The organism is Proteus sp. ZN5, assembly GCF_011046025.1.
Taxonomy (GTDB): domain Bacteria; phylum Pseudomonadota; class Gammaproteobacteria; order Enterobacterales; family Enterobacteriaceae; genus Proteus.
In genome coordinates, this window is the sequence record NZ_CP047639.1 from 2,717,198 (window position 1) to 2,737,410 (window position 20,213).

At 38.6% G+C, this 20,213-nt stretch carries 18 protein-coding genes; 13 read left to right on the forward strand and 5 right to left on the reverse strand.

All coding sequences use genetic code 11. The features are described from left to right. Positions 1-10: 10 nt before the first annotated feature. Positions 11-1,714: a potassium-transporting ATPase subunit KdpA gene (gene kdpA / locus GTK47_RS12475; protein WP_165123604.1), complete on the reverse strand. Its 1,704-nt coding sequence runs from the start codon at positions 1,712-1,714 to the stop codon at positions 11-13. A gap of 313 nt (positions 1,715-2,027) precedes the next feature. Between kdpA and GTK47_RS12480 the strand changes: the two genes are divergently transcribed. Together GTK47_RS12480 and GTK47_RS12485 are read left to right on the forward strand one after the other, a co-directional pair. Then, positions 2,028-2,714: an ankyrin repeat domain-containing protein gene (locus tag GTK47_RS12480; RefSeq protein WP_165123606.1), complete on the forward strand. Its 687-nt coding sequence runs from the start codon at positions 2,028-2,030 to the stop codon at positions 2,712-2,714. Then, positions 2,714-3,175 (forward strand): nucleoside deaminase, encoded by a 462-nt coding sequence (locus GTK47_RS12485; protein ID WP_165123608.1) that lies wholly within the window; start codon positions 2,714-2,716, stop codon positions 3,173-3,175. The genes GTK47_RS12480 and GTK47_RS12485 overlap by 1 nt, the downstream gene beginning before the upstream one ends. A gap of 86 nt (positions 3,176-3,261) precedes the next feature. Here GTK47_RS12485 and dmsD read toward each other — a convergent pair whose 3' ends face one another. The 4 genes from dmsD to dmsA form a co-directional block, all read right to left on the reverse strand. Then, positions 3,262-3,873, reverse strand: a complete 612-nt coding sequence (dmsD, locus tag GTK47_RS12490) for a Tat proofreading chaperone DmsD (RefSeq protein ID WP_161711314.1) — start codon at positions 3,871-3,873, stop codon at positions 3,262-3,264. Positions 3,874-4,047: 174 nt separating this feature from the next. Next, positions 4,048-4,905, reverse strand: a complete 858-nt coding sequence (locus GTK47_RS12495; RefSeq protein WP_165123610.1) for a DmsC/YnfH family molybdoenzyme membrane anchor subunit — start codon at positions 4,903-4,905, stop codon at positions 4,048-4,050. A gap of 1 nt (position 4,906) precedes the next feature. Beyond that, positions 4,907-5,524, reverse strand: coding sequence for a DMSO/selenate family reductase complex B subunit (locus GTK47_RS12500; protein WP_023582154.1), 618 nt, complete (start codon positions 5,522-5,524; stop codon positions 4,907-4,909). Between the two features lie 11 nt (positions 5,525-5,535). After that, entirely contained in the window at positions 5,536-7,974 is a 2,439-nt protein-coding gene (gene dmsA, locus GTK47_RS12505) for a dimethylsulfoxide reductase subunit A (protein WP_165123612.1), read from the reverse strand. Positions 7,975-8,650: 676 nt separating this feature from the next. Between dmsA and GTK47_RS12510 the strand changes: the two genes are divergently transcribed. The 11 genes from GTK47_RS12510 to GTK47_RS12560 all read left to right on the forward strand — a co-directional run bounded on the left by GTK47_RS12510 (position 8,651) and on the right by GTK47_RS12560 (position 20,212). Next, a complete protein-coding gene (locus GTK47_RS12510) occupies positions 8,651-10,021 on the forward strand; it encodes a sucrose-specific PTS transporter subunit IIBC (RefSeq protein ID WP_165126610.1) in 1,371 nt (456 codons plus the stop codon). After that, the gene (locus GTK47_RS12515; protein WP_165123614.1) at positions 10,022-11,428 is read left to right on the forward strand and encodes a sucrose-6-phosphate hydrolase; all 1,407 of its coding nucleotides are present in this window, start codon (positions 10,022-10,024) and stop codon (positions 11,426-11,428) included. It abuts the gene before it with no gap. Positions 11,429-11,491: 63 nt separating this feature from the next. Further along, complete coding sequence (locus GTK47_RS12520; protein WP_165123616.1) at positions 11,492-12,502, forward strand: LacI family DNA-binding transcriptional regulator; 1,011 nt, start codon at positions 11,492-11,494, stop codon at positions 12,500-12,502. Positions 12,503-12,584: 82 nt separating this feature from the next. After that, the gene (locus GTK47_RS12525) at positions 12,585-13,439 is read left to right on the forward strand and encodes an AraC family transcriptional regulator (RefSeq protein WP_165123618.1); all 855 of its coding nucleotides are present in this window, start codon (positions 12,585-12,587) and stop codon (positions 13,437-13,439) included. A gap of 127 nt (positions 13,440-13,566) precedes the next feature. Further along, positions 13,567-14,280: an AzlC family ABC transporter permease gene (locus tag GTK47_RS12530; protein ID WP_241256017.1), complete on the forward strand. Its 714-nt coding sequence runs from the start codon at positions 13,567-13,569 to the stop codon at positions 14,278-14,280. Beyond that, on the forward strand, positions 14,277-14,591 hold the full coding sequence (locus tag GTK47_RS12535) for an AzlD domain-containing protein (protein WP_165123620.1): 315 nt from the start codon (positions 14,277-14,279) through the stop codon (positions 14,589-14,591). Before GTK47_RS12530 ends, GTK47_RS12535 begins: the two co-directional genes overlap by 4 nt. 313 nt (positions 14,592-14,904) lie before the next feature. Continuing rightward, the gene (locus GTK47_RS12540; RefSeq protein WP_165123622.1) at positions 14,905-16,149 is read left to right on the forward strand and encodes a ribokinase; all 1,245 of its coding nucleotides are present in this window, start codon (positions 14,905-14,907) and stop codon (positions 16,147-16,149) included. Further along, positions 16,149-17,093 carry a tripartite tricarboxylate transporter substrate binding protein gene (locus tag GTK47_RS12545; RefSeq protein ID WP_165123624.1) on the forward strand — a complete coding sequence of 315 codons (945 nt, stop codon included), beginning with the start codon at positions 16,149-16,151 and terminating at the stop codon, positions 17,091-17,093. The genes GTK47_RS12540 and GTK47_RS12545 overlap by 1 nt, the downstream gene beginning before the upstream one ends. 31 nt (positions 17,094-17,124) lie before the next feature. Further along, complete coding sequence (locus GTK47_RS12550; protein ID WP_165123626.1) at positions 17,125-17,562, forward strand: tripartite tricarboxylate transporter TctB family protein; 438 nt, start codon at positions 17,125-17,127, stop codon at positions 17,560-17,562. Between the two features lie 15 nt (positions 17,563-17,577). Further along, a complete protein-coding gene (locus GTK47_RS12555; RefSeq protein WP_165123628.1) occupies positions 17,578-19,068 on the forward strand; it encodes a tripartite tricarboxylate transporter permease in 1,491 nt (496 codons plus the stop codon). Positions 19,069-19,216: 148 nt separating this feature from the next. Continuing rightward, positions 19,217-20,212, forward strand: a complete 996-nt coding sequence (locus tag GTK47_RS12560; RefSeq protein WP_165123630.1) for a dihydroxyacetone kinase subunit DhaK — start codon at positions 19,217-19,219, stop codon at positions 20,210-20,212. The last annotated feature ends 1 nt before the right edge of the window (position 20,213 follow it).

The window sequence follows — 20,213 nt, forward strand, 5'->3', positions numbered from 1 at the left end:
ATACGTTTCCTTATTTAGCCCAAAACAGTTGTAAATGTTCTGCTATAGGGCCAAGTGCTAATGCCGGAACAAAGGTCAGAGCGCCGATCATTAATACAGTGAGGATCAATAACAAAATAAATAGCGGTGAAGTGGTAGAGAGAGTTGCTAAACTTTCTGGCTGACGTTTTTTTACGGCTAAACTACCTGCAATAGCTAAAACCGGTAACATGACACCGAAGCGACCAATCAACATGGTAAGCCCTAATAATAGATTGTAAAAAGGTGAGCTGGCGTTAAGTCCAGCAAAGGCACTGCCATTATTATTAGCAGCAGAAGTAAAGGCATATAACACTTCACTAAAACCATGAGGTCCTGGATTTAAAATGGCTTCGCGACCAATATCAGTAAATAAAGCGAGGGTTGTGCCTAATAAAACCACGGTTGGAGAGATTAAAATAGCAACCGCTACCCATTTCATTTCAGCAACACCAATCTTTTTACCAAGGTATTCAGGTGCTCGTCCAACCATTAATCCAGCGATAAATACGGCTAATAATACATAGAGGATCATGCCGTAAAATCCTGATCCCACACCGCCAAAGACCACTTCTCCTGTTTGCATTAACCACATTGGTACCATGCCACCTAAAGCCGTTAATGAATCATGCATGGCATTGACTGCACCACAAGATGCGGCTGTTGTGACAGCAACAAAAATCGCGCTACCCATTATGCCAAAGCGTGTTTCTTTGCCTTCCATATTTAATGAGCTATCTGTACCAGCAAAGATAAGTTCTGGATTTCCTTGCCATTCAGCCCAAGTGATCACAGCAACGGCAATAATGAAAATTAGCGTCATAGCCCAAAGTAAGGTATAGCCTTGGCGTTGCATTCCACTTAAACGGCCAAAGGCAAAACATAAGGCGGTAGGAATAAGAAATATGGCAAGGATCTGCAAGAAGTTACTGAATGACGTTGGGTTTTCGTAAGGGTGGGCAGAGTTTGCTGCAAAATATCCACCACCATTTGTCCCCAAGAGTTTAACTGCTTCTTGAGATGCAACAGGTCCCATTGGTAACCATTGTTGGTGTCCATCAAGACCTTGACTTAATACCGCAGGATGAAAGTTTTGTATAACGCCTTGGCTGACAAATAACAGCGACCAAATAATTGCTAGAGGCAATAAAACATATAACGTAATACGTCCAATATCGATCCAAGCATTCCCTAATGAGGTACAAGAAGATTGTGTTAATGCTCTAATTAAAACGAAGGCAACAGCAATACCTGTTGTAGCAGATAAAAAGTTTTGTACTGCAAGCCCCGTCATTTGGCTTAAATAACTGACAGCCGTTTCACCGCTGTAAGCTTGCCAATTAGTATTTGTGATAAAGCTAATTGTGGTATTTAACGCTAAGTCCCAACTCATATTAGGGGCAAATTGAGGATTTAAAGGTAAATAGCCTTGGTTGAGCAATATGACAAATAATAGAATTGCACCCATTAAATTAAAAATAAGTAGGGCAAGCATATAGTGATACCAGCTCATCGGCTGAATTGTTTTTCCTGCGGGTTTAAAACCACAACAACGCCAAATAACATGTTCGGTTTGAGTTACCCAATGAGGTAAGTCACCTTCAATAAGGCGAGCTAAATAATGTCCAAGCATTTTCCCCATCACTAATAATGTGATAAGAAAAACAGCAAGATATATCCACATTGTTGTTGCCATTTTTAAAATGCCTCTGCGTTAAATAACACATAGATAAGATAAGCAGTGAGCAAAACAACTAATGCCACAGCACCGAATATCAGCATCAGAACAATCCTTTTACTATTTAGATTGAGTGAGCGTACTTAAAGGTCTGTAAAGATGTTGATAAAAGAGATATGGGAAGTGTAAAAAAAGTATAAAAATGACTTAATAGATGGTTTATTACCCCTTGATTTGTTGAAATAATGTCATGCCTTTGTTAGATATGGAGTGAGTTCAAAGAGTAGGCTAATTAAATGAGTGGAAATTAGCACTTTCTAGGAGATATTGAATGAATACTCTCTATCTAAAGGCTAAATGGTTTTTATACTTCTTAAGCCTGTTAATGATTTCATCTATCTTTATGGTTAAAGCGATGGCAAATTCTGATAAGGCATACCTAGTTACACTGGCACAAGAGGGAAATTTATCTGAATTAAAACGTCAGATAGAACAAGGTGCAAATATTGAACAACGTGATCTAAAGTTACGCACACCCTTAATGGCGGCTACACATGCTAACCAAATTGATGTCGCAAAATATCTGATAGAAAAAGGCGCTGATGTAAATGCTCGTGACGCGATTCATGATTCACCTTATCTTTATTCGGGAGCGAGAGGGCTACAGGAAATTTTAGAATTAACCTTATCACATGGCGCCGCGCTTAAAAGTGTTAATCGTTATGGTGGAACAGCATTAATTCCTGCCTCTGAGCGAGGCCATGTAAAGACTGTAAAAACATTGATTGATGCTGGTGTGGATGTTAATCATATTAATCGTTTAGGTTGGACTGCGCTTATTGAAGCTATTATCTTGGGTGATGGTAGCCAAAAATATGAAGATATTGTGACTTTACTTATTGAAGGTGGAGCTAACGTTAACCTCGCTGATGGCTCTGGCCACACACCATTAGCTTTAGCTAAAGATAAAGGTTATACAAATATCGTTAATATACTTGAACAAGCGGGGGCAAAATAATGTCAGATAATAAGTTTATACAACAAGCCATATCGCTTGCAATGGATAATGTGAAAGTCGGTGGAAGGCCATTTGGAGCGGTCATTGTGAATAATGGTCAAGTGATTGCAAGTGCTGTTAATCAAATAATAACGACAAATGATCCCACTGCTCATGCTGAATTATTAGCATTACGGGAAGCCGGCAAAGTATTAGGGCGAACAAAATTAGATGATTGTATTGTTTATGCTAGTGGGCAACCTTGCCCAATGTGTCTTGCCGCAATGCGTATGGCGGGGATCTCTAAAATTTTTTATGCCTATTCTAATGAGAATGCAGAGCCTTACGGACTATCGACCGCCAGTATTGCTAAAGTATTAAGAAAGGAACCAGAACAACAAGATGGCCTTCAATTTACACAGATAAAAACCGAAGATGAAACACATCCTAGGCTTTATCAGTTTTGGTCGAAACAATCTTAAGAACGTTAACTTTTTATATGTCAAAGCCCTAAAAGCGAGACTTTCTTTCGCCTTTAGGGCTTTACATTTTTATTGTCTATTGTAAATCAACAAAATAACTGCTTTTCAGCAGGGGTGACATTTAACTGAGATTGCCAGTTTTTTAGTGTTAATGTCGCCAACATGGCTAGACCTTCGTAATAAGGGAATGCGCCTTGCAGAGATAATTTCTCTAAATAACGATAAGCCCACGGCAGAAGATGTTCAGCTAATAGCTCATTTAATTTTTCAGGGCGAGTTTCTGCAATCCATGCCACCATCATCACCATTAAACCAAAGTGATCTTCTGGCTCATTTTGAGTTAATGCAATATCAATACCGTTTTCTAGCATCCACTCGCGTAAATCTAATGTTGAGTTACCGAATAATACATTTTCATGATCAAGGTAAACAGAGCCCCAAGGTGGCGCAGGTAGTGCATAAGGGCCGACAAATAAACGTTGATATGCCTGTGCTAAAGTTTCTTCCGCTAATGTGGTTTGTGAAAGAAGGTTAGCAATGCGTTGCTTTTCTTCATCACTGCCATAAGGCCATTCTTCAACCCACTTTTGACTAGATAGCAGCTCGACAATGTCACTTTTCTCCGTAGGTGCGTAATAAAACGCGGCGCCTAAAATACGCGCAGTGAGAGAGATATCAGTAATAAGTTGTTGTTCCATAATATTTTTATAATCCGCTTAGATTTATTGTCTTTACTATATGCGATTTTCTATCTAAACATAATGACGAAGATTAAAAAAGAGTGATACCGCATTATAAAAGGAAAACCGCCATAACAGATAAAAAGTATGGCTTTTTAACTATTACAGCGGTTTAAAGGTAGCCGTTTTTAATTAGCCAACTATCGCCATACCGACAGTCATATGTAAACCATAGAACACACCGCGTCCTATAAACTCACCAGCAAACACTAAAATAAAGCCCAATGCTAACAATGCAACAGAAGGGTTATTTTTACGTAACAGTGGCGCAATCCAGCAACTTAAGCCTAAAACTAAAGCCACTAATTTAATACCCATTAAAGCACCATAGTTAGGGACTAAATCCACCGCTTTTTGCACAGAGGTTTGAATAGAGCCTAATTCAAAACCTTGTGATGTTGCCACAATGGCACTCACAATAATCGCGATAACACTTAATAATGGCAATGCACTGACACAATTGAGGTTAAAACCCGCAATACGCAGTAAAAGTGCCGCTAAAATAGGGCCACCGATAAAGGCGGTTAGCACAAAATTAAATGTCGTGTAGCTGTTATACCAAGTTGGAACGGTATCAATTTGGTATACACGAGAGATCGCCGTAATAAATAATGCGGCTAATACCATAACCAGCGCGACCCATAATTTACCTAATGCAGCTGGCATTTTATTAAGTACAGCCAGTAACCAGTAAATACCACCCAGTGCAAAGAAAATTGAACCGCTGGCAATTTCATTACTTAATGATGAGTGACCTAGACGAAGTAATGAGTTAAATGCACGTAGTGGAGTTCCCATGTGCATCATGGATAGTAAGAAACCAATTCCCATTAATGCCCAGAGTCCAAACATGCTGTAATGCACTTTTCGGTTCATTTCTGCGGAGAGCTTACCCGAAAGAATAGCGCATCCCATAATAATAAAAGCGCCAGCAACACTTTGACCGATAACGGTAAAAAACATTAGTGGCCATTCATGCAATCCCACCATCTTACACCTCCTCTGGGTTTGCCAGATGACCGGTGGTATCACCCACAGGACGGCTATTGGCATTTAATTTAAGGACAATATTTGGCTTGGTATATTTTGCTGAAGGAAGTGGGGCGATTTCAGCTAAATCACCATATTTAGCGCGTAACTCTTCAATCGGTGCCATATCTAATGCACGTAGTGGACAAGATTCGACACAAATCGGTTTTTTGCCTTCAGCTACACGTTCGTAGCAACCATCACATTTGGTCATATGACCTTTGACTTCATCAAATTGCGGTGCGCCGTAAGGGCAAGCCATATGACAATAGCGGCAACCAATACAAATATCTTCGTTAACGACAACAAAGCCGTCTTCACGTTTATGCATCGCACCACTTGGGCAAACTTTGGCACAAGCAGGGTCGTCACAGTGGTTACACGAAATAGATAGGTAATAAGCAAAAACGTTCTGTGTATAAACGCCATCCTGCTCTGTCCAATCACCACCCGCATATTCATAGATACGGCGGAAATTAACTTCTGGGGATAAATTTTTAAAATCCTTGCACGCCAGTTCACAAGTTTTGCAGCCGGTGCAACGACTTGAATCAATATAAAAACCATATTGCGTTGACATAACCAGACTCCTTACGCCTTGACGACTTCAACAAGATTACTGTGAGAAGGATTACCCTTAGCGAGAGGTGAAGGGCGTTGTGTCGTTAACACGTTAATGCTACCTGCGTGATCGATACGGTTGCTATCTGGGTTATACCAAGCACCTTCGCTTAAACCGACAACGCCCGGTAAAATACGAGGTGTGACTTTCGCATTGATTCGAACTTCACCACGATCGTTATAAATACGTACTAAATCACCGTGTTTGATACCGCGTTTAGAAGCATCAACAGGGTTGATCCACATCTCTTGAGGACAAGCGGCTTTTAAGACATCAACGTTGCCATAAGTTGAGTGAGTGCGTGATTTATAGTGGAATCCGGTCATTTGTAATGGATATTTTTCCATTGCCGGATCGCCATAACTTTCAAAGCCAGCAGAATAGACAGGCAGTGGATCAATGACATCGTCAGACGCAAGTTCCCATGTCGCTTTAATGTTGGCAAGTTGAGAAGAATAAATCTCAATTTTACCTGATGGTGTGGTTAATGGGTTGCTTTCAGGATCTTCACGGAATTTGCGATAAGCAACGTGATGACCTTCAGGATCGCGTTTTTTGAAGATACCTTGAGCACGGAATTCTTCAAAAGTCGGTAGTTCAGGTAAGTTTTGACGAGATTGCTCGTAAAGATGACGTAACCACTCTTCTTGAGTACGGTTTTCAGTGAATTTTTCACCCACCCCCATACGTTTTGCAATTTCGCTTGTCATTTCATAGATATTACGGCTTTCAAAGCGCGGTTTGATTGCCTGATCAGCGAAAATAACATAAGCCATATTACCTGCTGAAGCATCCATACAGAAATCCATCTGTTCTGATGCGGTGCAATCAGGAAGTAGAATATCGGCATATTTAGCAGATGCAGTCATATGGTTATCGATCACCACAATCATTTCGCATTTTTTATCGTCTTGCAAAATATCATGAGTACGATTGATTTCAGAATGTTGGTTAACTAAGCAGTTACCTGCATAGTTCCATACCATTTTGATAGGCACATCAAGCTTGTCTTTACCACGAACACCGTCACGGGTCGCGGTCATTTCAGGGCCACGTAAAATGGCATCCGTCCACATAAACATAGAAATGCTGGTGGTGACTGGGTTAGTGAACGTAGGCATACGAACAAAAGGAATGCTGTAAGAGCCTTCTCGAGCACCAGTATTACCGCCGCTAATTCCCACATTACCGGTCAAAATAGAGAGCATCGCAATAGCACGAGAAGCAAGCTCACCGTTAGAACGGCGTTGAGGCCCCCAGCCTTGTGTAATATAAGCTGGTTTCGCTGTTGCGATTTCGCGCGCTAATTTAACAATACGTGAAGCAGGGATACCGGTGATCTGCGCTGCCCAATCAGGAGTTTTTGGCTGACCATCTGCGCCATCACCTAAAATATAGGCTTTATAGTGACCATTTTTTGGTGCACCTTCTGGCATAGTGGTTTCATCATAACCAACACAGTATTTATCTAAGAAAGGCTTATCCACTAAGTCTTCTTTGATCATGACATAAGCTAATGCATTGACTAATGCCGCATCTGTTCCCGGACGAATAGGGATCCATTCATCTTCACGGCCTGCACCTGTATCGGTATAGCGTGGGTCGATGATAATCATTCGTGCATCAGATTTTTCACGCGCTTGTTCAACATAATAGGTGACACCGCCACCACTCATACGTGTTTCACCCGGATTATTACCGAACATCACGACAAGTTTGGTGTTTTCAATATCTGAAGGGCTATTACCATCGGCCCAACCACCATAGGTATAGTTCAAGCCAGCCGCGATTTGCGCCGTACTATAGTCACCATAGTGATTAAGATAACCACCACAACAATTCATTAAACGTGCAATTAATGTTGCACCCGGTGGCCAAGACTTCGTCATAGTGCCACCTAAAGTACCTGTACCGTAGTTTAGATAAATAGATTCATTACCATAATCTTTGATTAAACGTTTCATGGTATCTGAAATAGTATCGAATGCTTCATCCCATGAAATACGTTCAAATTTACCTTCACCGCGTTTACCTACACGTTTCATTGGATAACGTAAACGGTCTGGATTATAAACACGACGACGCATAGAACGACCACGTAAACAGGCACGAACTTGGTGTAATTCTTCGTAGACATCATTGCCTGTGTTATCAGTTTCGACGTACTTAATTTCACCATCAACCACATGCATACGTAATGGACAACGACTACCGCAGTTTACAGTGCAGGCGCTCCATACGACTTTTTCACTGTTAGTTGTTGGCTTTGTTTCTGAGGCAATGGCTTGATGAAAGGGGAGTGATAACCCACCTGCGGTTATCGCTAGACCACCCGCTGCACCTGTTTTTACAAAACGACGGCGAGATAAGGGAGTGGAAAGTAACGCCATCTCTTTGATGTTTTTCATACATTACTCACTTGATTATTTATATTTTAAGAAAAAACAGAGCTAACAAGCTTATAAAGAAATAATTATTGTTATTGTTGTTAAAAAATAAGCATTCTAACGTAGGCGATAAAACCCAACTGTTAATGTGGATACTACGTATTTTCTAAAAGTTGTAGTTGCTTTACATCAAAGAAAAGTGATTTATTACAAGCGTTACCAGTTTTTAAGGTCAACTTAAGTTTTTGTATTAGTTATATTTAATCATTTGATTAATATCATTATATAAAATAATACATATCGATTAATTAAGTGTTTTGATGTTATCAGTAACATTTATTGGGCGTGTTTACTTGTATCTATCTATATGATTTTCTTAGTCCAATAGTTATTTTTATTAATCCATAGTTATCATTTTTAGAAACTATAATTATCTAACACTTAATTAACCTATTTAGCTAAACAAAAAATAAAATTTGTTTAGCTTGCGGTTGTTTTTAATTATTTAAAAAATCCTACCATGATTAATAAATGTACTTTTTTGTAATTGAGATCACAATTAAATACCCTTTATCTGAGTTTTTATTGCTATCTTGAGTCGATTTTTATTTAATCTAATTGTTAGCTAAACCGGTTTAGTTTTTAAGGTTAAACTAAATACTCGCTGCATAAATAAAAAAGAATGACTGAGGCTATGATGAATATTGAAAAAGTTGCTCACCAGCTTGTGACTTTATTAGGTGGTGCTGAAAATATCGCAAGTGCAGCACATTGCGCTACGCGCTTAAGGCTTGTTCTTGTTGATGACTCAAAAGCAGACAAAGAAGCAATAAACAAATTAGAGGGAGTGAAAGGGTGTTTTAGTAATGCAGGGCAAATTCAGGTTATCTTTGGTACAGGGCTAGTCAATAAAGTACATGCTGCATTTATTACGGCAGCAGGTATTGGTGAATCAAGTAAATCTGAAGCAGCTAATATTGCGGCTAAAAAGCTCAATCCATTTCAACGGATCGCAAGACTGCTTTCTAATATCTTTGTTCCCATTATTCCCGCCATTGTGGCGTCAGGTTTATTAATGGGATTACTGGGATTAATGAAAACTAACCAATGGGTAAGTCCTGATAATGCACTCTATATCATGCTTGATATGTGTAGCTCTGCGGCATTTATTATTTTACCTATTTTAATTGGCTTTACAGCCGCAAAGGAGTTTGGCGGAAATCCTTATCTTGGTGCAACACTCGGTGGAATTCTAACGCATCCTGCATTAACTAATGCGTGGGGCGTTGCTGCAGGTTTTAACACCATGAATTTCTTTGGCTTAGAAGTCGCCATGATTGGTTATCAAGGCACTGTTTTCCCAGTATTACTTGCCGTTTGGTTTATGAGTGTATTGGAAAAACAATTACGTAAAGTTGTTCCTAATGCCCTCGACTTAATTATCACGCCATTTTTAACCGTCATTATTTCGGGGTTTGTCGCGTTATTAGTCATAGGGCCTGTTGGCCGCCTGTTAGGTGACGGTATTTCATTAGTATTAAGTACCTTAATTACACAAGCAGGTTGGATTGCAGGACTTATTTTTGGCGGGCTTTATTCTGTTATTGTTATCACGGGTATTCATCATAGTTTTCATGCGGTTGAGGCGGGTTTATTAGGTAATCCTAATATTGGGGTTAATTTCTTATTACCTATTTGGGCAATGGCGAATATTGCTCAAGGTGGTGCATGTATGGCCGTTTGGTTTAAAACCAACGATGCGAAAATTAAAGCTATTACAATCCCATCGGGTTTCTCTGCAATGTTAGGTATCACTGAAGCGGCAATTTTCGGGATTAATTTACGTTATGGAAAACCTTTTATTGCTGCGCTAGTTGGTGGTGCTGCTGGAGGCGCTTGGGTTGTCGGCTCTCATGTTTATATGACAGCCGTTGGTCTTACTGCTATCCCAGGTATCGCGATTGTACAAGCAGGATCAATTATTAATTATGTTATTGGTTTAGTCATTGCATTCTTAACAGCTTTTGTTCTTTCTCTTTTACTAAAATATAAAGTGGAGTCTGCATAAATGACAAAAAGTGAAGGGTTATCTGCCATTTTACAAGCGGTTATGTGTAATAGTGTTAAAGCGGTAAAAGATAAATACTACCCACATTGGCATTTAGCACCAGTAACGGGATTGCTAAATGATCCTAATGGGTTTTGTTTCGATGGTGAATATTATCATCTGTTTTATCAATGGAACCCTTTATCTTGTGAGCATAAAAATAAATGTTGGGGGCACTGGCGCTCAAAGGATTTGATTACTTGGCAACATCAACCGATTGCGTTATTACCTGATGAATTTTATGACAAAGATGGCTGTTACTCTGGTAGTGCGGTGATCAATCAAGGGCAATTAACCCTTTGTTATACTGGTAATGTCAAATTTGAGGATGGCTCTCGCACGGCATGGCAATGTTTAGCCGTTGAAAACCAACAGGGAGGTTTTGATAAGCTAGGGCCTGTATTAGGGCTTCCTGAAGGCTATAGTGGTCATGTCCGTGATCCGAAGATTTGGCAATATAATGATGTCTGGTACATGGTATTAGGCGCTCAAAATTTAGATAAACAGGGTAAAGTTTTACTCTATCGTGCATCTCACTTATATCAATGGCAATTAGTCGGCGAGTTGGCGGGGAGTTATTTAGGCGAGTTAGCTGATGCAGGTTATATGTGGGAATGCCCAGATCTCTTTGAACTAGATGATCGCTTTATTTTATTAACATGCCCTCAAGGTATAAAAAAAGAGAAATATCGATTTTTAAATTCACATTCTAGTGCCTATTTAATAGGGGATTTTGATTATTCAACATTGCAATTTCAGCATAGTGATTTAATCGAACTAGATGCAGGTTTTGAGTTTTACGCACCTCAAACAACATTAGCGAATGGCAGACGTTTATTATTTGGTTGGATGGGAGTTCCTGATGGTGAAGAAATGTATCAACCGACCATTGCTAATGGCTGGATACACCAAATGACTTGCCCTCGCGAATTACATATAAAAGAAGAGAAGCTTTATCAGCAACCCGTAAAAGAGTTACAGCAACTCAGACAAAAGCCAGCATATTGGCAAGGTATTGCTGATGATGTGCCAGATATTAACGGATTTTCGTTTGAACTTGAAGTAGCGCTATTCGGCTCTCTTACTATTCATTTTTCTGATACTCTTGCTTTATTCATTGAAAATAATCAAGCCGTGTTAAAACGCCGTAGTGTTAAAAACGGGGAGTGGCAATCACGTTTCTGGTCTGGTGATATAAAACGCCTTCAAATATTATGTGATAACTCTAGTGTAGAGATTTTCTTTAATGGTGGAGCTGGTGTGATGAGTAGCCGTTTTTTTCCTTCAGAAAAACAGACTATCTGTTTCTTGGGGAAAGACACAATAAACCTCACAACTTGGCAATTAAAGAATGCATTACTCAGTTAAATACGATTATATAAACAATAAAACAGTTTAAGTTTAGAGAACGTGACATTAAGTAGAATAATAGTGAAAAAACAAAAACGTATCACGATCACCGATATTGCAAAATTAGCAGGTGTTTCAAAAACAACGGCAAGTTTAGTATTAAATGGCCGTGGTAAAGAGATGCGTGTATCTGATGATACTATCGCGCGTATTACGGCTATTGCTGAACAATATCAGTATCAACCTAATATTCATGCTCGCTCTTTACGTGATAATCGTAGTTATGCATTAGGATTGGTTATTCCTGATATTACTAACTATGGTTTTGCCTCCGTCGCTTATGAGCTAGAAATATTATGCAGAGAAGCGGGTATCCAGTTACTTATTTCCTGTACTGATGAAAATGCTGCTCAAGAAACGCTGGCAATAGAACATCTATTATCACGACAAATCGATGGGTTGATTGTCGCTTCGTGTTTACAAAGTGATGTTGAATACCAGCGTTTGAGTCAACAAATACCTGTTGTGCTATTTGACCGTTATTTTGAAGGAACAACACTGCCTTTTGTTGTCACAGATTCAACCACCACGACACAGCAACTCATTGAAGAAATTGCGTCAACAGAAGGTATTGATGAATTTTACTTTTTAGGCGGACAATCAACGATTTCACCAACTAAAGATCGTCTTTTAGGTTTCAAGCAAGGGCTTTCACAAGCAAATATTAATCTGAAATCAGAGTGGATCATTCATGGGCATTATCACCCGAGTTCTGGTTATGAAATGTTCGGCTCTTTATGTGCATCGCTAGGGCGAGCGCCTAAGTTTGTTTTTACTTCTGCTTGTGGCTTGTTGGATGGGGTATTGCGCTACCTAAGTCAAAATAAACAGATGAAGGATGAAGTTTATTTGGCAGGTTTTGATGATCACTATCTTTATGATTCATTATCAATACCCATAGATACAATTGCTCAAAATAATCCTGAGTTAGCCTCACACTGTTTCCGACTGATTATGGGATTAATTAACCAGACAAATTTAGGATCTCATCAAGTTTTTGTTCCAGCAAAAATTCATCAACGACATGAGTAAGATTGAGCAATTTTATGCAATCATCAGTATAGTGTTTATGATACAAGCTGATGATTTTTACTGTTGATGGAGTCAATATTCAATGCGACAAGAGCAGGCTAAACTTATCCACCTTCCTGAACTTAATAGCCTTGCTTATCTGCAAGCTGAATATTTACATCAAACTTTCTCTCGCCATACCCATGAAGGCTTCTGTATTGGTGTCATTGATGATGGCGCACAACAATTTTATCGCACAGGAAGCGAACATATTGCGCCTAAAGGAGACATCATTATTGTTAATGCAGATGAAGTTCATACCGGCTCCTCTGCGGTTGAATCAGGCTGGGCGTATCAAGCTATTTATCCCACACCAGAATATCTGCAAACATTAACGCGTGATTTACAACAAGAGCGTGGTTCAACACCGTGGTTTCCTGATGCCGTCATTCATGATCCTGGTTTAAGTCAGCAACTTTTATTACTTTTTTCATTATTAGAACAACCCAATAATTTTCTACTTAAAGAGTCTTTATTACTTTCAACAATGGCAATGTTGATATTGCGTTATAGCAAAACACGAATTCAAGAAAAGCCGTTGAGTGCAATAGGGCAAAGGTTGCAATGGGTAAGTGAATTAATGAATGACGCACCTGAAAATGAATTTTCACTTAATACCTTAGCCGAGATGGTAAATTTAAGCCCTTGGCATTTTCTACGTCAATTTAAAAAAGAGATTGGTATGACGCCTCACGCTTGGCTTATTCAAGCGCGAATTCGCAAAGCAAGACAGTTACTTTCTTTAGGTCATACACTTTCTGATGTCACGCAGCTTTGTGGTTTTTCGGATCAAAGCCATTTCCATCGCCATTTTAAAAATGCCATTGGTGTCACGCCGGGTAATTATTTAAAAGGGCTTCGATTGTCATCCTCTTTAAAATCCCCTTTATTGTCGTAAAAATAAATGACAGTAAAAATACAGCGTAATAAAAAAACAAAATAGCAATTTTATACAATCCCATTTATCTTTACTGACTGATAATCATTCTCCATAGAATTAATGCATTAGAAGTGAAGACAGGTAAATGGAAAAAATCAAAAATAATAATGAAGATAGGCAAGTAATGCGTGCTTTCGGCCTTGGTGCTTTGCATGTTTTGCCTTTATGCCTTGCAGTTATTCCTTGGGGAATATTAGCAGGATCAATGGCAGTTGATGCAGGGTTGAGCTTTGCTCAAAGTGTCGGAATGTCTGCAATTATATTTGCAGGAGCTGCACAATTAGTCACACTAGGATTAGTGGTTTCTGGTGCAGGAATGATGACCATTATTGTTTCTGTCTTTTTTATTACAGCACAACATCTTTTATACGGATTGACCTTACGTCCACATGTTGCCCATTTAAAATGGTATCAACGTATCACGATAGGTTTTTTATTAACGGATGAGCTTTTTGCAGTTTCAGCACAACCGAAAGTAAAGCTTACACCTGCTTATATGATAGGTGCGGGATTATGTTTTTATTTAGCGTGGGTAGCTGTCAGTATTGTTGGCATTATTATGGCAAGCCAAGTTTCTGATTTATCTCGTTATCATCTTGATTTTTCTATTGTTGCTACTTTATTAGCGATTGTTATTCCGTTAATAAAAACATTTAGTACATTAGTCGGTGTTATTGTCTCTTTTTGCCTCTCGATTATTTTCAGTTGGTTGAATATAGAAGGTGGCGTAGTTATTGGTGGATTAACAGGCATGTTTATTGCTGTTTGTGTAGCTAGAGCAAGAGGAGAACAAAAATGACATGGTCGTTATTATTAATTTTGGCACTGATCATTTTCATGTTGCGTTACTTCTTTCTTGAACCGGCGATCCCCGTCAAATTACCGTCAGTGATCAGACAAGCATTGGGATATTCTGCACCTTGTTTATTAACCGCAATTTGTGCGCCAATCGTGCTGTTAGAAAAGGGGGAATTTAAAGGTATTTTAGATAATCCTTATCTTTGGGGAACCTTATTATGTGTAGGATTAGCACTTAAAATACGTAATACATTAGTTGTGGTTTTACTCACATTAGTGGGTTTTTATCTGCTTAATGCCTTGTTAAACTAAATACCAAGGTGATTTTATTTAACATGATATTTACAATTAGAAATTATCATTTCCGTAATAATATAAATTGCTATTTTATCAGCCGTCTTTGAACGGCTGATTCCACCTCTCTTTTCCTAATCACCATTCTTTATTCGACTCGTTTCACCTCTCACTTTTAACGTATACCAATTGATATTGTGTTAAAGAAATGTGATCTAAATTACTTCGATTTGGTTTTGCTTTTGCTTTTGGTTTTTTGTTTTGAATACCATCGCAGAATCACTGACCTAATCTCCTTATTCTCGTTATCAATGATACGGAGGCACTTTATATGTTTTCAGAAGAACGGCGACAGGAAATTTACACCATCATCAGGGAACAAAAGAAAGTAAAAGTGGCTCAGCTTGCGGAAAGATTCAGTGTCACATTGGAAACTATCCGCAGTGATTTGAAATACCTTGAAGGAGAAGGGTTGATCAAACGTTGTCATGGTGGCGCCATACTAGGGAAACAAGAAATTAAAAAAATAAGTAAATTTAGTGATAGTTTTGATATTTCATGTTTATTGCACGATTTATTAATCGTGAGAGAACGTCAGGATAGAAAGCCTGAAGGCAAAGTCTGTGTACTTGGATCGTTTGTGGTAGATATTATTGCCAATGTCGATTCTTTTCCAAAAGTTGGTGAGTTAATTAACTCTAAAAGTAATTCGATAGGCCCCGGAGGCAAAGGAACAAATCAGGCAATGGCTGCCAGTTTTTCTGATGCGAAAGTGCACTTAATAACGAAAGTGGGTGAAGATCATTTTAGTAAATACGCTTATAAATATTTACAAGAAAGCGGAATTGATTCTTTTACGATTTTTCAAACAGAAATAGAACCAACAGGCAGTTCTATTAGTTATTTAGCAGATAAAACACAAAATAATATTACAGCGACTTATTTAGGGGCGAACAATACGTTTTCAGATCAAGAAATTGATATTTCTTTGCCCTATGTAAGTGAAGCGGATGTGTTATTGCTCCAAGGTGAAATTAATATAGAAGCCAATATTAAAGCCACACTGTTTGCAAAATCGGTTAATAAAACGGTTGTGCTTAATGTTGCACCTTATAACGAAAACCTAAAGCAACTTTATTCAAATCTTGATTTTATTACCTTAAATGCAAATCAAGCATCACATTGGGCTGACATTGAAATAAACGACATTAATGACGCTAAACAGGCTATTAGCATTATTTCAGGTGATGAAAACAAAAAAGTCATTATCTATATGGATGAGCTTGGCGTGGTCTATTTTGATGGACGAGCCACATTTCATATACCCCCTATGCCATCGTTGCGAGTGGATACGATGGCAGCCACGGATGCTTTTAATGGCGCATTTGCTTCAAAAATAGCGGCAGGAGGCACAATGCATGAGAGTGTATTATTTGCCAGTGCTTTCCTCTCTGCGTTTATAGAACAAAAAGGCGTAACAGCAATGCCTGTGCTTTCTCAAGTTCAGGCTCGCCTTAAATCAAGGCTCGAAGATATTCGACCACAAATAATCTGCAATGAGAAAAGGTGCATATAATGAAAAAAACACTTCTGGCATTTACCCTATGCAGTTCCATTTTTACACTTCCGGCTTTTGCTCAATACCCTGAAAAGCCGATTACTATTGTTGTCCCTTGGGCTGCTGGAGGTAATACTGATACAGTTGCACGCTTAGCGGCTAAAGGGCTACAAGAAGAATTGGGCGTGACTGTTAATGTGGTAAATAAAACTGGTGGTAGTGGAGTTGTAGGTCACGATGCGATTAAAAATGCAAAACCCGATGGCTACACGCTGGGGATTGCAACAGTTGAAATTACCATGATGCATCATCAGGGAATGACGAATTTAACTTATCAAGATTACACCCCAATTACACGCCTTGCCGTTATTTATGGTGGATTACAAGTTGGAAAATCTTCGCCATTTAAAAATGCACAGGAAATTATTGATTACGCGAAAGCAAATCCGGGTAAGTTAAAAGCATCGGGTAGTGGCTTAAATTCAATCTGGCATCTCAATACGATTGGTATGTTGCGTGCCGCAGGGTTACCTGATAACGCCATTCGCTTTATTCCATCACAAGGTGCAAGTGCTGCATTACAAGAGCTTGCTTCTGGTGGTGTTGATATTGTGACTTCTTCATTAGGTGAAGCGGATAGTATGGTAAAAGCTGGATTAGTGAAGCATATGGCAATTATGTCAAATGAGAAATCGGCTTTTTATCCTGATGTACCGTTATTCAAAGAAGCCACACCTTATAATTGGGATCTGCAAGCGTGGAATATGCTAGTTGCACCAAAAGGGTTAGATAAAGAAGTACAAGATAAACTCACTGCTGCAATGAAAAAAGTGTATGCCTCTGGTGAATTAGCTGAGTTTGCAAATAAACAAGGTTTTGAAGTTATCGAATTATATGGCAATGATGCCACTCAATTTATGGCCAATGAAGATAAAAAGTTTGGCGAAATTATAAAGAAATAACTGAGGAAACGGCTGAACAACAGCCGTTTTTATGCCTATGCTAAATCGTCATATTCTATCACTAATATTTTGTTGCTTTGGTTTATTTCTTATTGTTTATAGTGCGTATTCATTAGGTGATTTTAGTGAATATGGTGCCGCGTTTATGCCTTCCATTATTGGCGGTGGCATGATTATATTTTCATTAATAGATATATTTTCACGTGATCAAGAAAGTGATATTCCATTAGTTTCATGGCATGAAATAAAATTTGTTTTATTGATTATTGGCATTATTCTTTTTTATGTTTTTGCATCAGATTATCTAGGCTTTATTTTAACAGGTTTAATTATTACAGCACCGTTAATGATGAAATATGCAACAACAAAACCTATATACAGTTTTATTATTTCAGCCAGTGTGGTGTTAGGTGTGTATTACTTATTTACCGCTGTACTGTTAGTACCGCTGCCTCAGCTATTTTCATAAATAGAGAACAACAGTATGGATATATTAATTAGCGCACTCGCTTATATTGATTACACAACAATACTTGTCGTTATTGGTGCTTGTTTATTTGGCTTATTTGTTGGTGCAATTCCCGGATTAACATCAACAATGGCCATCGCATTAATGGTGCCATTTACTTTTTTTCTCGATCCCATACCTGCATTAGCCTTAATGATTTCTGTCGGAGCCTCTTCTATATTTGCAGGTGATATTCCTGGTGCCTTATTAAATATTCCAGGTACGCCTGCATCGGCAGCTTATACCAATGATGCGCACTCCTTAGTTAAAGAGGGCAAAACAAACCGCGTATTAGGCATGTCATTAACAAGCTCTGTCATTGGTGGCGTTATCGGTACGATTATATTAGCGTCCACAGCCCCAATTTTAGCTGAGTTTGCTTTAAAATTTAGCTCTTATGAATATATGTGGCTCTCTTTAATTGGGCTTGGCTGTGCAACCATTGTTTCAGGTTCACATATTCGAAAAAGCTTATTAGCTCTGTTCTTTGGTATTGCACTAGCGACTATTGGTTACGATGAATTTACCGGACAAGCTCGCTTTACTTTTGGTGAAGTCTCTTTAATGCAAGGAGTTAGTTTTATTCCTGCAATGATAGGATTATTTGCAATTTCGGGTGCAATTAAATATTACGTTGAACGCTGGAAAGAAAAGCAAATCACGCTAAGTGAAGTGAATGCCGAAAATAACTCTTACAATATTTTTAAAGGGGTTGGTGGCGTTGTTCGTCAACGTAAAGGCGGTATTTTCCGTAGCGGAATAATAGGAACATTAATTGGTGCTTTACCGGGTGCTGGTGCCGATATTGCGGCATGGATCTCTTATGCTGTTTCAAAGAAGCTTTCTAAAAAACCAGAGAAATATGGTCATGGCTCTGAGGAAGGTATTGTTGATGCTTCAGCGAGTAATAATGCAAGCTTAGCAGGAAGTTGGATCCCATCTTTAGTATTTGGTATTCCGGGCGATTCTGCGGCTGCAATTATTATCGGTGTATTGTATATGAAAGATATGCAACCAGGGCCAACTCTATTTTTATTCAACCCTGATAAGTTGTATGCCGTTTTTATTATTTTCTTTATCGCTAACCTAATTTTATTACCAATTGCATTTATTGTTGTCAATTTATTGAAAAAGATTGTTGCTATTGATAATGCGATTATCTATCCAGCAATTATCTTATTTAGTCTTGTCGGCTCTTATGCAATCACAAATACGATGTCTTCTATTGTTGTTATGTTGGTGATGGGCGTTATCGGCTATTTCCTTCAAGAACGAAAATTCCCAATATCACCGATTATTTTGGGCATGATCTTAGGGCCAATGTTAGAAAAGAATTTACTCTCATCATTAATGAAATCTGATGGTGATTTCATTAATTTCGTTAACAGACCTATTTCTATGGTATTAGCAAGTGTATTTCTACTCATAGTAGTAATGCAAATTAGAGGTGCATTTAAAGCTAAGTAAAATAACCCATTTAATACTCATATTTATTATTAAACATTTAATCATAGAGAGATACTTTTTTAAGTATCAGGGAAAACTCACCTTAAATAAAGTCAGTTTATTTAAGGTGTCAGAAATCAGCAGATAAATAAAAATATCGGGTGATCACATGAAAAAAATATTAAATAAGCCAGAAAATTATGTCGATGAAACATTAGCAGGTTTATGCCTTGCTCATAGTGATATTTATCGCCAACCACAGTCAAGATTGATTACTCGTTCGAAAAAAACAGATAAGCCCAAAGTAGGGATTGTAACTGGCGGTGGTTCAGGTCACTTACCTGTATTTACCGGATATGTCGGTGAAGGGTTACTCGATGCTGCCGCTGTAGGTGATGTTTTTGCTTCGCCTTCAGCAGATTTAATGGCCGATGCCATCCGTGAAGCCAACAATGGCTTAGGTGTATTGCTACTTTATGGCAATTACGGTGGCGATATTATGAATTTTGATATGGCGACTGAAACTGTTGATTTTGAAGATGATATTCGTTGTACAACTGTTTTAGCCGCTGATGATGTGGCTTCAGCAAAACCAGAAGAAGCGCACAAACGCCGTGGTGTTGCTGGGATGATCTATGGTTTTAAAATGGCAGGGGCCAAAGCAGAAGAAGGTGCAACGCTTGATGAAGTTACGCGTATTGCTCAAAAAACCATGGAAAATACCCGAACTATTGGCTGTGCGTTGACATCTTGTACCTTACCCGCAGTAGGCCATCCTACTTTTGAAATTGGTGAAGATGAAATGGAAATGGGGATGGGTATTCACGGTGAGCCGGGAATTTGGCGTGATAAATTACGTAGTGCAGATGATATTGCACAAGAGATGTTTGAGCGTTTACAAACGGAATTATCATTAAAAACAGGGGATAAAGTCTCTGTATTAGTTAACTCTTTAGGCGCAACGCCATTAGAAGAGCTTTATATTTTGTACAATAAAATTGCACAACTGATCAATAAAACAGGTGCAACTATTGTGCACCCATTGGTCGGCCGTTATGCCACATCTATGGAAATGACAGGTGCAAGTTTAACATTGTGCAAGTTAGATGATGAGCTAGAAGCCTTGATGAATGCACTGGCTCATTGTGCATTCTGGAGGATATAAC